The 13487-nt window shown below is 52.2% G+C and carries 17 protein-coding genes and 1 pseudogene; 7 read left to right on the forward strand and 11 right to left on the reverse strand.

Annotated elements, in window-relative coordinates; translation table 11 throughout:
- The first annotated feature begins 18 nt into the window (after nt 1-18).
- From JM656_RS08730 to JM656_RS08740, 3 genes are all read left to right on the forward strand, one after another.
- Complete coding sequence (locus tag JM656_RS08730; protein WP_203360820.1) at nt 19-711, forward strand: phosphohydrolase; 693 nt, start codon at nt 19-21, stop codon at nt 709-711.
- Between the two features lie 76 nt (nt 712-787).
- The gene (locus JM656_RS08735) at nt 788-2218 is read left to right on the forward strand and encodes a DNA cytosine methyltransferase (protein WP_203360821.1); all 1431 of its coding nucleotides are present in this window, start codon (nt 788-790) and stop codon (nt 2216-2218) included.
- Nucleotides 2199-2666, forward strand: coding sequence for a very short patch repair endonuclease (locus JM656_RS08740; RefSeq protein WP_203360822.1), 468 nt, complete (start codon nt 2199-2201; stop codon nt 2664-2666). Before JM656_RS08735 ends, JM656_RS08740 begins: the two co-directional genes overlap by 20 nt.
- 3 nt (nt 2667-2669) lie before the next feature.
- Here JM656_RS08740 and yedA read toward each other — a convergent pair whose 3' ends face one another.
- Nucleotides 2670-3578 carry a drug/metabolite exporter YedA gene (yedA, locus tag JM656_RS08745; protein ID WP_203360823.1) on the reverse strand — a complete coding sequence of 303 codons (909 nt, stop codon included), beginning with the start codon at nt 3576-3578 and terminating at the stop codon, nt 2670-2672.
- Between the two features lie 171 nt (nt 3579-3749).
- Between yedA and JM656_RS08750 the strand changes: the two genes are divergently transcribed.
- The 3 genes from JM656_RS08750 (at nt 3750) to dgcQ (ending at nt 6763) form a co-directional block, all read left to right on the forward strand.
- The gene (locus JM656_RS08750) at nt 3750-4667 is read left to right on the forward strand and encodes a DUF808 domain-containing protein (protein WP_203361251.1); all 918 of its coding nucleotides are present in this window, start codon (nt 3750-3752) and stop codon (nt 4665-4667) included.
- 76 nt (nt 4668-4743) lie between these two features.
- Nucleotides 4744-4926 (forward strand): YodC family protein, encoded by a 183-nt coding sequence (locus JM656_RS08755; RefSeq protein ID WP_203360824.1) that lies wholly within the window; start codon nt 4744-4746, stop codon nt 4924-4926.
- A 124-nt stretch (nt 4927-5050) separates the two neighbouring features.
- Nucleotides 5051-6763, forward strand: a complete 1713-nt coding sequence (gene dgcQ, locus JM656_RS08760; protein ID WP_203360825.1) for a cellulose biosynthesis regulator diguanylate cyclase DgcQ — start codon at nt 5051-5053, stop codon at nt 6761-6763.
- Here dgcQ and JM656_RS08765 read toward each other — a convergent pair.
- Both JM656_RS08765 and yodD read right to left on the reverse strand, forming a co-directional pair.
- On the reverse strand, nt 6742-7557 hold the full coding sequence (locus JM656_RS08765; RefSeq protein ID WP_203360826.1) for a mannosyl-3-phosphoglycerate phosphatase-related protein: 816 nt from the start codon (nt 7555-7557) through the stop codon (nt 6742-6744). The two genes, dgcQ and JM656_RS08765, sit on opposite strands and share 22 nt — an antisense overlap.
- Nucleotides 7558-7868: 311 nt before the next feature.
- Nucleotides 7869-8096: a YodD family peroxide/acid resistance protein gene (gene yodD / locus JM656_RS08770; RefSeq protein ID WP_203360827.1), complete on the reverse strand. Its 228-nt coding sequence runs from the start codon at nt 8094-8096 to the stop codon at nt 7869-7871.
- Between the two features lie 129 nt (nt 8097-8225).
- Here yodD and dsrB point away from each other — a divergent pair, with 129 nt between their 5' ends.
- Nucleotides 8226-8414 (forward strand): protein DsrB, encoded by a 189-nt coding sequence (gene dsrB, locus JM656_RS08775; protein WP_176167543.1) that lies wholly within the window; start codon nt 8226-8228, stop codon nt 8412-8414.
- A 57-nt stretch (nt 8415-8471) separates the two neighbouring features.
- Here the strand turns inward: dsrB and rcsA are convergent, their stop codons facing one another.
- From rcsA to fliL, 8 genes and pseudogenes are all read right to left on the reverse strand, one after another.
- Nucleotides 8472-9095, reverse strand: coding sequence for a transcriptional regulator RcsA (gene rcsA / locus JM656_RS08780; protein ID WP_203360828.1), 624 nt, complete (start codon nt 9093-9095; stop codon nt 8472-8474).
- A gap of 300 nt (nt 9096-9395) precedes the next feature.
- Nucleotides 9396-10172: pseudogene (gene fliR / locus JM656_RS08785) on the reverse strand (flagellar biosynthetic protein FliR); the annotation flags it as partial.
- Nucleotides 10173-10180: 8 nt separating this feature from the next.
- Entirely contained in the window at nt 10181-10450 is a 270-nt protein-coding gene (fliQ, locus tag JM656_RS08790) for a flagellar biosynthesis protein FliQ (RefSeq protein ID WP_162383191.1), read from the reverse strand.
- Nucleotides 10451-10458: 8 nt separating this feature from the next.
- Nucleotides 10459-11196: a flagellar type III secretion system pore protein FliP gene (fliP, locus tag JM656_RS08795; protein WP_203360830.1), complete on the reverse strand. Its 738-nt coding sequence runs from the start codon at nt 11194-11196 to the stop codon at nt 10459-10461.
- Nucleotides 11196-11573: a flagellar biosynthetic protein FliO gene (gene fliO / locus JM656_RS08800; RefSeq protein ID WP_203361252.1), complete on the reverse strand. Its 378-nt coding sequence runs from the start codon at nt 11571-11573 to the stop codon at nt 11196-11198. The genes fliP and fliO overlap by 1 nt, the downstream gene beginning before the upstream one ends.
- Nucleotides 11573-11986: a flagellar motor switch protein FliN gene (gene fliN / locus JM656_RS08805; protein WP_192612595.1), complete on the reverse strand. Its 414-nt coding sequence runs from the start codon at nt 11984-11986 to the stop codon at nt 11573-11575. Before fliN ends, fliO begins: the two co-directional genes overlap by 1 nt.
- Nucleotides 11983-12987: a flagellar motor switch protein FliM gene (fliM, locus tag JM656_RS08810; RefSeq protein ID WP_203360831.1), complete on the reverse strand. Its 1005-nt coding sequence runs from the start codon at nt 12985-12987 to the stop codon at nt 11983-11985. Before fliM ends, fliN begins: the two co-directional genes overlap by 4 nt.
- 4 nt (nt 12988-12991) lie before the next feature.
- The gene (fliL, locus tag JM656_RS08815) at nt 12992-13459 is read right to left on the reverse strand and encodes a flagellar basal body-associated protein FliL (RefSeq protein ID WP_203360832.1); all 468 of its coding nucleotides are present in this window, start codon (nt 13457-13459) and stop codon (nt 12992-12994) included.
- Nucleotides 13460-13487 lie beyond the last annotated feature (28 nt).

A 13487-nucleotide genomic window follows, 5' to 3' on the forward strand; every position in this document is an offset into this window, starting at 1 on the left:
TACACGAGGAGAGGCGACATGAGTCTGCAACAGTGGCAACGAGAGTTTGAGAGTTGGCTTAGCGATCATCATCGGGAGCAGGATGCTGCCCATGATATATTTCATTTTCGTCGGGTCTGGGCGACAGCGCAAAAACTGTCTGCTCATGAAACGGTAGACGGATTAGTGGTGCTGGCGGCATGTTACTTTCATGACATTATCAGCCTCCCTAAAAACCATCCTGAACGCCATCGTTCGTCAGTGTTAGCGGCGAAAGAGGCCAGCCGTATATTAATGAATGATTTCCCGTCATTCCCCCCATCACGGATACCCGCGGTCGTTCATGCGATCGAGGCCCACAGTTTTAGCGCAAAAATTGTACCAACCACGCTCGAGGCGAAAATCGTGCAGGATGCCGACCGACTGGAAGCCCTAGGCGCCATTGGCCTGGCCCGCGTATTTGCGGTATCGGGCGCACTGGGCGTGGCATTGTTTGATGCCGAGGATCCTTTTGCCCAGAACCGTTCCCTCGACGATAAACAGTTTGCGCTCGACCATTTCCAGAGCAAATTACTGGTGCTGCCGAAAACCATGCAAACAGCCAAAGGAAAAGCGCTGGCGAAGCACAACGCCGATTTCCTGGTGGCGTATATGGCGAAACTGAGCGCAGAGCTGAACGGTGAGTATGAATCGCTGGATCACACCGTTATTCAGTCTTTTAGCGCTGACTGATAGCGTTCACACCCGAAACGTAAATACCTTCATTTTATGTTAACCTGTCGAATATCAATTTTGGCCGGTCAAATGTATGCAGGATAATCTTTCAGTTACAGGCGTTCAGGATCTGATGACAGACAATACCGGCATCGCGGTTCAGGCGATGCTGGATAAATTGCTGGAAATCTACGATGTGAAAACGCTGGTGGCGCACCTTAATAGCGTTGGGGAGAATCACTGGAGCCCGGCCATTTTAAAACGCGTCGTGGCGAATGCCGCATGGCATCGGTTGAGTGATAACGAATTTGCCCATCTTAAAACGTTGCTACCGACGCCGCCGGCGCATCATCCCCATTATGCTTTTCGCTTTATCGATCTTTTCGCCGGAATAGGCGGAATACGCCGTGGATTTGAAGCGATAGGCGGGCAATGCGTGTTTACCAGCGAATGGAATAAACACGCAGTGCGAACGTATAAAGCAAACTGTTACTGCGATCCCCAGGCGCATCACTTCAATGAAGATATTCGCGACATTACCCTGAGTCATCATGATGGCGTGACGGACCAGCAGGCCGCCGAACATATTCGCCAGCATATCCCGCAGCATGATGTTCTGCTGGCGGGTTTCCCCTGCCAGCCGTTTTCGCTCGCCGGGGTATCAAAGAAGAATGCGATGGGCCGTGCGCATGGTTTTGCCTGTGATACGCAGGGTACGCTGTTCTTTGACGTGGTGCGGATCATTGATGCTTGCCGTCCCGCGATTTTCGTGCTTGAGAACGTGAAGAACCTGAAGAGTCACGATCAGGGCAAAACGTTCCGTATTATTATGCAGACGCTTGATGAACTGGGCTACGACGTAGCGGATGCCGCCGATAACGGTCCTGATGATCCGAAGATCATCGATGGGCGGTATTTCTTGCCCCAACATCGCGAACGTATCGTGCTGGTGGGGTTTCGGCGCGATCTGAACCTGAAAGCCGATTTTACATTGCGGGATATTGTGACGCGCTATCCGCAGCCTCGTGTCACGCTTGCTGAACTGCTGGAACCCGCCGTTGAAGCAAAATACGTTCTGACGCCGGTCCTGTGGAAGTATCTGTACCGCTACGCGAAAAAACACCAGGCGCGGGGAAATGGATTTGGTTACGGGATGGTCTATCCCTCCAACCCTGATAGCGTGACGCGAACGCTGTCTGCGCGGTATTACAAAGATGGCGCAGAAATCTTGATCGATCGTGGCTGGGATATGGCCCTGGGTGAGCGTGATTTCGACGATCCGCAGAACCAACAATATCGCCCACGCAGATTAACACCCAGAGAGTGCGCCCGGTTAATGGGCTTTGAGACGCCTCAGGGTTATCAGTTCCGTATCCCGGTGTCAGACACCCAGGCGTATCGTCAGTTTGGCAACTCTGTTGTGGTTCCCGCATTTGCCGCCGTGGCCAAATTGCTGGAACCGAAAATTAAACAGGCCGTTGCGCTGCGCCAGCAAGAGAGTCAGCATGGCGGACGTACACGATAAGGCGACGCGCAGTAAAAATATGCGGGCGATAGCGACCCGCGATACGGCGATCGAACGGCGCCTCGCCAGCCTGCTGACTGAACAGGGAATTGCATTTCGCGTGCAGGATGCCACTCTTCCCGGACGTCCGGATTTTGTCATCGACGAGTACCGCTGCGTCATTTTCACCCACGGGTGTTTCTGGCATCACCACGATTGCTACCTGTTCAAAGTGCCTGTCACTCGCACCGAATTCTGGCTGGAGAAAATTGGCAAAAACGTCGAACGGGACAGTCGGGATCTTCTGCAACTCCAGGCGCTGGGGTGGCGTGTATTGGTCCTGTGGGAATGCGCCTTGCGCGGGCGGGAGAAACTCGATGACGCGGCGTTATCTGAGCGAATTGAAGAGTGGATCTGCGGGGGCGGGGCCGCTGCGCAGATCGACACTCAGGGGATTCACTTACTGTAGTGATTATTTGGATTCAGCCGCGACGATAACCGGTTTTGCCGGAAACAGATATTTCCCTAGCGTGACCAGTACCACCGCAAAAACAATCACTCCCAGCGCCAGCCATTCGATAAACGCGAGGCTTTCACCGCCAAGCCCTGTTCCCAGCAATACCGCGACAACCGGGTTCACGTAGGCATAACTGGTTGCCAGAGCGGGACTGACATTGCGTATCAAATACATGTATGCGTTGATCGCGATGATGGAACCAAAAAGGGCAAGATAGCCCACGGCTAAAAAGCCGGAAAGTGTTGGTGTGGCGGTGAGTTTCTCGCCCGAGATAAAAGAGGCGCACATAAGCACAACCCCTGCGGCAAGCATCTCAATGGCACCCGCCATCATCCCGACAGGTAACGCAATACGTGAACCGTATACCGAACCAAATGCCCAACTCATTGAACCAATCAGAATCAATACCGCGCCCCAGGGATTTCCGCTTAAGTTTCCACCGCTGTTAAGCATGATGATCCCCGCAAGGCCAATAGCGATCCCTGCCCACTCTAATTTTCGCGTTTGAATACCAAAAAAGCAGCTAAAGCAGAGGGTAAAGAGCGGAACGGTAGCGACCACGACGGCGGCGATACCGGAAGGCACGTTCTGATGTTCCGCGACGGTGACAAGTCCGTTCCCGACCGCCAGCAACAGGATGCCAATCAGCGCCGCGTTCAGTAGTGGGCGCAGGGGAGGGAGCTTGTGCCCGCGAAGGAGTAAAAATGCCGTCAGGAGAATCCCCGCCGACAGGAAACGCACGCCAGCCATCATCAACGGCGGCCAACTTTCCACCCCAATACGAATCACGAAGTACGTGGAACCCCAAATAATGTACAGCGCGAAAAGCGCGCTAAAAAGTGGTAACAACTGCCTGAAGCGCATAAATCCTCACGGTGGAAATAAAAAGGAGCAACATAGTAAACTGCAAAACTATGTGTCTGGCGAGATTTATAATTACTCTGTATTGTTAGAAAAATGTTGCTAAGTCGGTCGGTTTCAGCTTTACCGGTTTTACTTCATACTTGCAGTGTCAAAAAGAAAAACACAGAGGGAATTATCTTGGCAGGAAGTAGCTTATTAACGTTGCTCGACGATATCGCCACGTTGTTGGACGATGTCTCTATGATGGGAAAACTGGCTGCGAAAAAAACGGCCGGTGTGTTGGGCGATGATTTATCGCTTAACGCGCAGCAGGTCTCTGGCGTGCGGGCTAACCGTGAGCTTCCTGTGGTCTGGAGTGTGGCTAAAGGCTCGCTGGTTAACAAAGTGATCCTGGTGCCTCTGGCGCTGCTCATCAGTGCTTTTATTCCCTGGGCCATCACCCCGTTACTGGTGATTGGCGGGGCATTTCTCTGCTTCGAAGGCGTGGAAAAAGTGCTCCACACTCTAGAGGCGCGAAAACACAAAGAAAGTCCGGCAGACCGTCAGCAACGTCTGGAGGCCATCGCCGCGCAGGATCCTCTCACCTTCGAAAAAGACAAAATTAAAGGGGCAATTCGTACTGACTTTATTCTCTCCGCCGAAATTGTAGCTATTACCCTGGGGATTGTTGCGCAGTCGCCATTGCTGAATCAGGTGCTGGTGTTGTCGGGGGTTGCTCTGGTTGTCACCGTCGGCGTTTACGGACTGGTGGGGATCATCGTAAAACTGGACGATATAGGTTTCTGGCTGGTGGAGAAAACCAGTGCGGTGGCACAGTTTGTGGGGAAAGGCTTGTTAATCGTTGCTCCCTGGCTGATGAAAGCATTGTCCATTGTCGGGACGCTAGCGATGTTTTTGGTAGGGGGCGGAATTGTGGTACACGGTATCGCGCCGTTACACCATGCCATAGAACATTTTGCCCAGCAGCAAACCGCGTTTATTGCACTCATCCTGCCGACGCTGCTTAACCTCGTGCTGGGCTTTATCGTGGGCGCCATTGTTGTTGCCCTGGTAAAAGCGATTGCGCGCGTTCGGGGCGTATCGCACTAATTGCACCCTGGCAAAGTACGCAAAAAAGGCCATCGTCGTCTAAGGTGAAACAGTTTCACCTGAAGAGGAGGCAGGTATGGTGTTTGTTGTCAGCGAGGAAGTGACCATGAAAGATGGCGGGCCTCGTATGATTGTCACCGGTTATTCCAGTGGAATGGTCGAGTGCCGTTGGTATGACGGATTTGGCGTAAAACGGGAAGCATTCCATGAGAATGAACTCGTGCCCGGTGACGGAAGGCGAATTCGGGAAGAAGCCTGATGAAGAAACGCCCGGTGAATGCCGGGCGTTTTATTTTTAGTAAACAAAAATACGGTTGTAATGCAACACATGGCGGCCGGGTTATGTCAGGATAAGGACATTCAACTACCAGGGAGTCGTCAGAGTGCCGCACGAGACAACGATGGAAAGCAGGAGCTGGCTGAAAAGGTCCCTTCGACGTTTCAGGCCAGGACACGTCGTAAATCTCTGTTTTGTGGCGGTGATGATCTTCTCTACCTTGCTCACCTGGCGTGAAGTCGTTGTACTTGAAGACGCCTATATTTCCAGCCAGCAAAATCACCTGGATAGCGTCGCGAACGTCCTGGACCGACAACTGCAATTCAATGTCGATAAACTGATTTTTTTGCGAAACGGTATGCATGACGCGCTGCTTACGCCGCTCGATTTTGCGATATTACATGGCGCCGTTACCCAATTTGAGCAACTGCGAAAGCAGCGTTTCTGGCAGTTAGAGCTCGACCGTCGTCGCACCCTGTCACTTAATGGCGTTTCTGATGCGCTTGTCGAGCAGGGCATTCTGCTCACCCGTGATAACGCGAATCTGGCGAATGAGCTGACGGCCGCACTAGAGGCCGGTTATCTGATGCGTCTGGCCCATTCAACTGCCCCAATGGCACATCAGGCGATGTATGTCTCGCGCTCTGGATTCTATGTGGCAACACAACCCACCACGCACGGCGCGGATATTCTTACCCGCTATTATGACTATGTGACTCAGCCGTGGTTTAAACAGCAGACGCAACGACTGAATCCGCAGCGCGGCGTCCGCTGGTTTACGTCCCCGGCGAACCCGGCCCGTGAAGGGCAGCAAATGGTCACGGTCAGTGTGCCGTTGGATCATGAAAACTACTGGTATGGCGTGCTGGCCATGGACATCCCTGTTTTATCCATAAAGCGTTTTCTGGAAGACGCCATCGTAAAAGACGTGGAAGGTGAGTACCAACTCTACGACAGCCAACTCCGTTTGCTGACCACCTCAACCTCCGAGAAGCGCAAGGTCAATGTGTTTGATGAGCGTGAACAAGCCATGCTCGTCGAAGACATTGCGAAAGACACCGTAGGCGGTAAGCATGTAGGAAGTCGCTACATCAGTTGGGAACGACTGGACAATTTCGATGGCGTGCTGGTGCGTGTGCATACCTTAAAGGAAGGGCTGAGAGGGGACTTTGGTAGTATCAGTATCGCATTGGGCCTGTTGTGGGTGCTTTTTACGGGCATGTTACTGATTTCGTGGGGTGTTATCCGGCATATGGTCAGCAACATGTTTGTGATGCAAAACTCGCTGCAATGGCAGGCCTGGCATGACACCCTGACCCGGCTGTATAACCGGGGTGGACTGTTTGAAAAGGCGCGCATCCAGGCTAAACGCAGCCTGGAGGGGAGACAGCCTTTCTCGGTGATTCAGCTCGATCTGGATCACTTCAAGAGTGTGAATGACCGTTTTGGGCATCAGGCTGGCGATCGGGTGCTTTCACACGCGGCAGGATTAATCAGCGGAACGCTGCGCGCACATGATCTTGCCGGGCGTGTCGGTGGTGAGGAGTTCTGCATTATTCTGCCGGGGGCAACACTCTCCCAGGCTGAGCGGATTGCGGAGCGTATTCGCCGTCGGATCAATGGCAAAGAGATCCTGGTCGCGAACAGCACCACTATCTGGATTAGCGCCTCGTTTGGCGTCAGCAGTTCGCAGGAAACGGGCGATTATGACATTGAACAGCTACAGTCGCTGGCAGACCAGCGGCTTTACTGGGCCAAACAGACCGGACGTAACCGCGTGTGCGCCAGTGATGCCGATCAGAGCATGGCGATGAAATAATCCATCCCTTCGCGCCAGCCCTCCGGGCCTTCCTGTTGCGTATGGTATACCCGTTGCGGGGTATCCGCCTTTAACCTGACGCCTTCGCGGTTTAGCCCTTTCACGATCACCGCATAGTCCATAACATCCAGAAGCGGGGCATCATTCGGCCCATCTCCCAGACCCAGGGTGATAGGGTGTTTCTTCCATTGCCGCTGATACTCACCTGTCAGCCAGTTTGCCGCCAGATCTTTGCCAACGGACGTGTCCAGTACATGCCAAAAGCGCGCGCCGTGAAGAAATTGCAGGCCAAGCTCGTTGAGCTTTGCGGCAAACTGCGCCATTCGTTCGTCACTGTCACGCCAGATAAGCGAAACTGAAGCTTCATGCAGACGCGTCAGCGCTGACTGGGTGCGGCTAAGTCCGGTCCATTCGGCAATGACCAGCTCATCAACATCGTCGAATGTCGTAAATTTATAGCGTCCTTTGTCGCGAAGTTTGTTCAGCACCATGCTGATGTCTGCGTGGGATGTGCCGGCGATTTGACGAGGATAATCAGGGTGGCTCTGCCAGTGGGTGTCTAACTGAATGACGGCACCATTTTCCGCGATGAACGGTAACCCTTGCAGGTCGAGCGTTTTTTGGAGATACAGCATCTCTGCGGCGGTTTTGCTGCTACACAGGATCACCGGAATATGATGTTCGCGCAGGGCGGTCAGCCAGTCCGCTGCAGGCTGCCATTCATAAGTATGACTATCCAGTAAGGTGCCATCCAGATCGGTAAAAATCAGCAGGGGATTATGGAGTGATAGCATTTTTATACCTCGACACCTGTAAGACCACAGCCTTACAACCAGGATAAATCTTAAAACTCAATACCTTTGTAGAGACTACCAGACAGGGAACGCTCCCGGCATACCCTGACGGTACGTAGGGGATTTCTCAATTCAGCCACAATCATTAATAAGAATAATCATTCATGATAAAAATATTTGCTTGTCTTGCAAAAAAATTGCAGATAAGGTTTGGAGCACATCAGATTTCCTGGTGTAACGAATTTTCAAGTGCTTCTTGCATAAGCAAGCTTGATCCCGGTCCTCAGGACCGGGATTTTTTTCGCCTAAAGTCAGCGATTGACTTCCGTTACGCTGAAGTCATGAATATCGAGCTCGAAAGCGTCGGCTAATTCATGCCATGTATGGTCATCACGGCCATCGACGCTGGCTCTATCAGGGTCGTTCTCGCTTCGATGAATTTCGCTCTCGCTGATTTCATTAATTGCCGCCAGCAGGGCGTCAACATCGATACTGACATCGCGATTGGCCATATCGCTGAACTCTTTCGCGGTTTTCATCTTCGATACCTCATTCAACCGTGGCACTTATAAGTATAGACCGTAGAGAAAACCAGCAATCGCGCGGAGCAGACACTGCCAGTAAAACGAAATTGTTCTACACTGGCACAAAGCCACAGGAGGATTACGATGAAGGTGAATGATCGGGTGACAGTCAAAACGGACGGCGGTCCTCGCCGGCCTGGCGTGGTACTGGCGGTAGAAGAGTTTAGTGAAGGCACAATGTACCTGGTTTCGCTGGAAGACTACCCGCTCGGTATCTGGTTCTTTAATGAATCGGGCCATCAGGATGGCATCTTTGTGGAAAAAGCAGAGTAACGCGTAACGTCAGCACGTTTTACCCGGACTGGTGGCAACCCCACCAGTCCGGATGCTTCAGCGCATGTTAACAAAAATACCGTTTGTGACATTATCTGTCAGACGTACCACGTGATAGATAACCTGCTTATTATGCGTTTTTATCTTTCGTTTAATATTCCCCTTATGGGATGACACGGTCTTCGCTTTGATATTCATTTGATCTGAAATCTGAATGGTTCCCTGACCGGCCATCCACATGCGTAACATACTGGATTCAGTCCGGCTTAAAGATAACGTCGGTAAATTAACACCTTCGGAAATATCTGTCTCTTTTTTAAGAATATCGCCAAGGATATCATCCAGTGAATCTGGCTTGATTGATTTAGAACTGATCAATAAATTTTTTCTGACTACCAAATACTCATCGAAATGCACATTGGCAATTGCCATAAAAACGATAAATAACGTATTGGGATGTTGATTAATGATTTGCTTTATTTGCTGACTGTTAGATGGATCATGGATAAAACAGTCCTCATTAATAAACACCACAGATGGCTGGTGTGAATCACAAGCGATGGCGAGTTCGTCAACGGTTTCAATGTCGTTGATTTCCCTTTTCTTCACCCCTCTGCTTACCAGATACCCGGTTAACCCTAGCCGGGTGTAACTGCATAGATCCATAATAATCGTTGACATGGCATACCCTCACTCAATGCGTAACGATAATTCCCCTTACCTGAATATCTTTTAGTAACCCAACTGAACAATAATAGTGGTTCAATATGACAGTTCTGCGATTTTTCAGGCGGACTTACTATCCCGTAAAGTTACGTATAATTTGCCTGGAATTATCTTAAAGTAAAGTAAATGTTGCGTTATGTGAGTGAGGTAAAAACAAATAACAGGCGGCAGATATATCCTGGTAGATGTTTTCGAAATTTAAATTTCGGATAATCCTTAGCAAAACAGGATAAATACTGTGGGTTATTTATTTCGCGGAAGTTCGCTCACCACATCAGCCAATAAATTGAAAACTTCGCCGAATAAGTGTTCGCAAAAAGGCGCAATTAATGGCATGAGGGCAGCCATTAACGAAATACCGATGGTTAATGTTAATGGGAAACCAATCACAAAGATCGACAACTGCGGCGCCATACGATTTAACAGCCCCAGCGCCAGGTTGAGCGTCAATAGCACGGTGATAACCGGCAAGGCCAGCATAAGCCCGTTGATGAAGATCATGCCGCCTGCCCGGGCGAGCGCCAGAAACGCATTACTGTTAACCGGGTTGTCGCCGACAGGAAGGGTATGAAAAGTATCGACCAGCAGCGAAATCAGCCATAAATGCCCGTTAAAGGTCAGGAAAAGCAGCATCGCGAGCATGTCGATGATTCGTGCAAGCACGGGCATATTGAGGTGGCTGGCAGGGTCAACAAAGGTGGCGAAAGAAAGCCCCATCTGTAATCCCATCAGTTCACCGGCGGTACGCACGGCGGCAAAGGCAAATTGCATGGTAAATCCCAGAGCTATGCCTACCATGATTTGCTGCATTGCCAGCCACAATGCGCTGGCGGAGAAAATTGGCACCTCGGTGGCGGGAAGCGAAGGGGCAATCACAAAGGTGATCATCATCCCCAGTCCCAGCTTTACCCGTTTAGGTACCGCGCGCTCACTGAGTATCGGTGCCGTCGAAATGAGCGCCAGCACGCGCAGCAGCGGCCAGAAATACAGATTAAGCCAGTATAGCCACTGTTCGCTCGTTACCTGCAACATCGCGCGTGTTACCCGATGATGTAGGGTAAATTGTTGAATAACGTCCGCACGTAATCCAGCAACAGGTTAAGCATCCACGGACCGGCAACGATAATGGCAATAAATACCGCCACTATTTTCGGAATGAAAGACAGCGTCATTTCGTTGATCTGGGTTGCCGCCTGCAAAATGCTGATAATCAGACCCGTGACCAGAGCGACAAGCAGGAGGGGGGCGGCAAGCGCGAGAGCGACTTTCATCGCCTCGGTGCCCATCATCATGACCGATTCAGGCGTCATTTCGTCCCCTAGCTGTAAAAGCTTTGTGCGAGAGAGCCAACCAGCAGCTGCCAGCCGTCAACCAGGACAAAAAGCATCAGCTTGAACGGCAACGCAATGGTGGCAGGGGGAACCATCATCATCCCGAGCGCCATCAACACGCTGGCGATCACCAGATCGATGATCAAAAAAGGAATGAATATGGTAAAGCCGATCTGGAATGCAGTTTTCAGCTCGCTGGTCACATAAGCCGGGAGCAGGATGCGCATCGGAACCGCTTCCGGCCCCTGCAGCGGCCCGCTATTCGCCAGACGCGCAAACAGCGCCAGGTCAGCCTCGCGGGTCTGGCGTAGCATAAATTCGCGCAGCGGCTGCGCGCCTTTCTCCAACGCCTCCTGCATGGAAATCTTCTCTTCGCTGAACGGCTGATACGCATCGACGTAGATTTTATCAATCACCGGCGACATGATGAAAAACGTTAAGAACAGCGCCAGTCCTAGCAATACCTGGTTTGGCGGCGCAGACGGTGTTCCCAGCGCGTTACGCAGCAGGCCAAAAACAATGATGATGCGGGTAAAACTGGTCATCATCAGCAGGATCGCGGGCAGGAAGGTCAGCGAGGTGATGAACACCAGCGTTTGCACGGGAAGCGTCCAGCTTTGTCCGCCGCCGGGTAATGGCTGACTGACCAGTCCCGGTAACTGAGCAAGCGCGGCGGGAGAGAAAAGCCATACACCCATGAGCGTGAGGGATAACAAACGACGCATCAGGATCTCCCGGGACGCTTTAGCAAGTTCTTCATCATGGCCTGAAAATCAGCAGGAGAGGCCGGTGTTTCGTCTGCACTCCCTGCGGCGGCAGGCAGGGTGTGGAGTAAATTGACAGAGGACGCCGTGACGCCAAGTACCAAACGCGCATCGTCAACCTCCACAATCACCACCCGTTCACGTGGGCCGAGCGAGGCGCTGGCAGACACGTTGAGCCCACGGGCCTTGTTTCCCCTGGGCGCGAACCCCAGGCGTTTAATCACCCAGGCGGCGGCCAGTATCAGCACAATAATCCCCAGCAATGCGCCGCTAACCTGAGCGAGCGGCGAACCGGGAACGGCCGCAGGTTGTGAGACAATGGCCTGGGTTTTCATGATTAACGGCTCAGACGACGCATACGCTCGGACGGCGTAATGATGTCAGTGATGCGTACACCGTATTTGTCGGCGACCACCACGACTTCACCTTGCGCGATCAGATAGCCGTTGATCAGAATATCCAGCGGCTCTCCGGCCAAACCGTCAAGTGCGACAACGGAGCCTTGCGTCAGACGCAGCAGCTCTTTGATCGTCATGCGGGTACGGCCCAGTTCAACCGTCAGTTTGACCGGAATATCCATGATCAGGTCGATATCCTGCAATGTGCCGCTCACATCGCCGCCGCCCAGTTGCTGGAACACGGCATCGGCCGCGCTTTTGCCTGTCGGTGTTTTTTGCTCGTTTAACGCGTCAGCCCACAGATCGTCCAATGCGCCATTGTTGTCATCGGACGGATTATTCATGTCACTCATTTGGGCTGTTCCTCATTCAGCGAATTCAAAATCGGGTTGATCAGATGTTCTACACGTAACGCATACTGACCGTTCACGGTGCCATACTGACTGGTCAGCACAGGTACGCCGTCCACATGAGCAATAATGCGGTCGGGTTTTTCAATCGGCAGTACGTCGCCGGGTTTGAGTTTCAATATCTGGGAAAGACGCAGCGGAACGTCGGCAAAGTTTGCTACCAGCTCCAGTTCTGAGTGCTGAACCTGACGCACCAGATTGTCGCGCCAGTTCTGATCCTCATGGCGTGAGTTTTCCAGCGGTGGGTTAACCAGCAGTTCCCGCAGCGGTTCAATCATGCTGAAGGGGAGACAGATATTGAACTCGCCGGTCAGGTTGCCAATCTCAACGTGGAAAGGGGTATTGACCACAATGTCGTTCGGAGAGGTGGTGATATTGGTAAATTTCACCTGCATCTCGGAGCGCACATACTCCACTTCCAGTGGATTAATGGCTTTCCAGGCGTCGCTATAGCCTTCCAGCGCCAGTTTCAGCATACGGTTAATAACGCGCTGCTCGGTGTGCGTAAATTCCCGACCTTCAACTTTGGTCGGGAAACGACCGTCGCCGCCGAACAGGTTATCCACCGCAATAAACACCAGGCTCGGAGAGAACACCACCAGACCCGTACCGCGTAGCGGTTTCAGGTGGATCAGGTTCAGGTTCGTCGGCACCGGTAAGTTGCGCGCAAATTCGTGGTACGGCTGAATACGGATAGCGCCAACGGTGATATCCGGGCTGCGCCGCAGCAGGTTAAACAGCCCCATACGGAACTGGCGTGCGAAACGTTCGTTAATGATCTCCAGTGCTTGCAGACGCTCACGTACCACGCGGCGCTGAGTGTTGGGATCATAGGGACGAATATCGTTTTCGCTTACGATGCCCGTCGTCGGTTCGTCTTTGGTATCGCTGTCGCCGTTGAGCAGCGCATCGATTTCAGCCTGAGAAAGAATACTATCGCCCATGTCTTTACCGCAGAATAAAAGCTGTATAAAGAACGTCGGTGACTTCCTGTTTCGGTTGTCCAGCAACGAGCGGAGTAGAGAGCGTCTCTTTAATGGCGTCAATCAGTTTTTGTTTGCCGTCTTCCGTAGAGAGCGCGGAGGCATCCTGGCGGGAAAACAGCAACAGCAAACGGCTGCGCACTTCAGGCAGATATTCACTGAGGCGCGAGCGGGTCACTTCATCTTTCAGTCGTAGCGTCACGCCGATATACAGCACGCGGTCCGCATCGCCCAGATTGACGGTAAACGTATCCAGCGCGAAAAACACGGGGGCGGCTGGCGGAGCCGGTTGTGCACTGGCGCTGACAGACGGATGCGTCTGCATACGCCAGTAGCTATAACCCGCAGTCGCACAGGCGGCGAGGGTAATTAGCACCAGCAAAGGGATCCAAATAGAGCGTTTGCTCTTTCTGTTCATCGCGGAGTCAGTCATCTGATACGGGCTTCCTGTTTCGGTACAG

Origin of the sequence: Citrobacter sp. R56 (assembly GCF_016811995.1) — a bacterium.
Classification (GTDB): domain Bacteria; phylum Pseudomonadota; class Gammaproteobacteria; order Enterobacterales; family Enterobacteriaceae; genus Citrobacter_D; species Citrobacter_D enshiensis.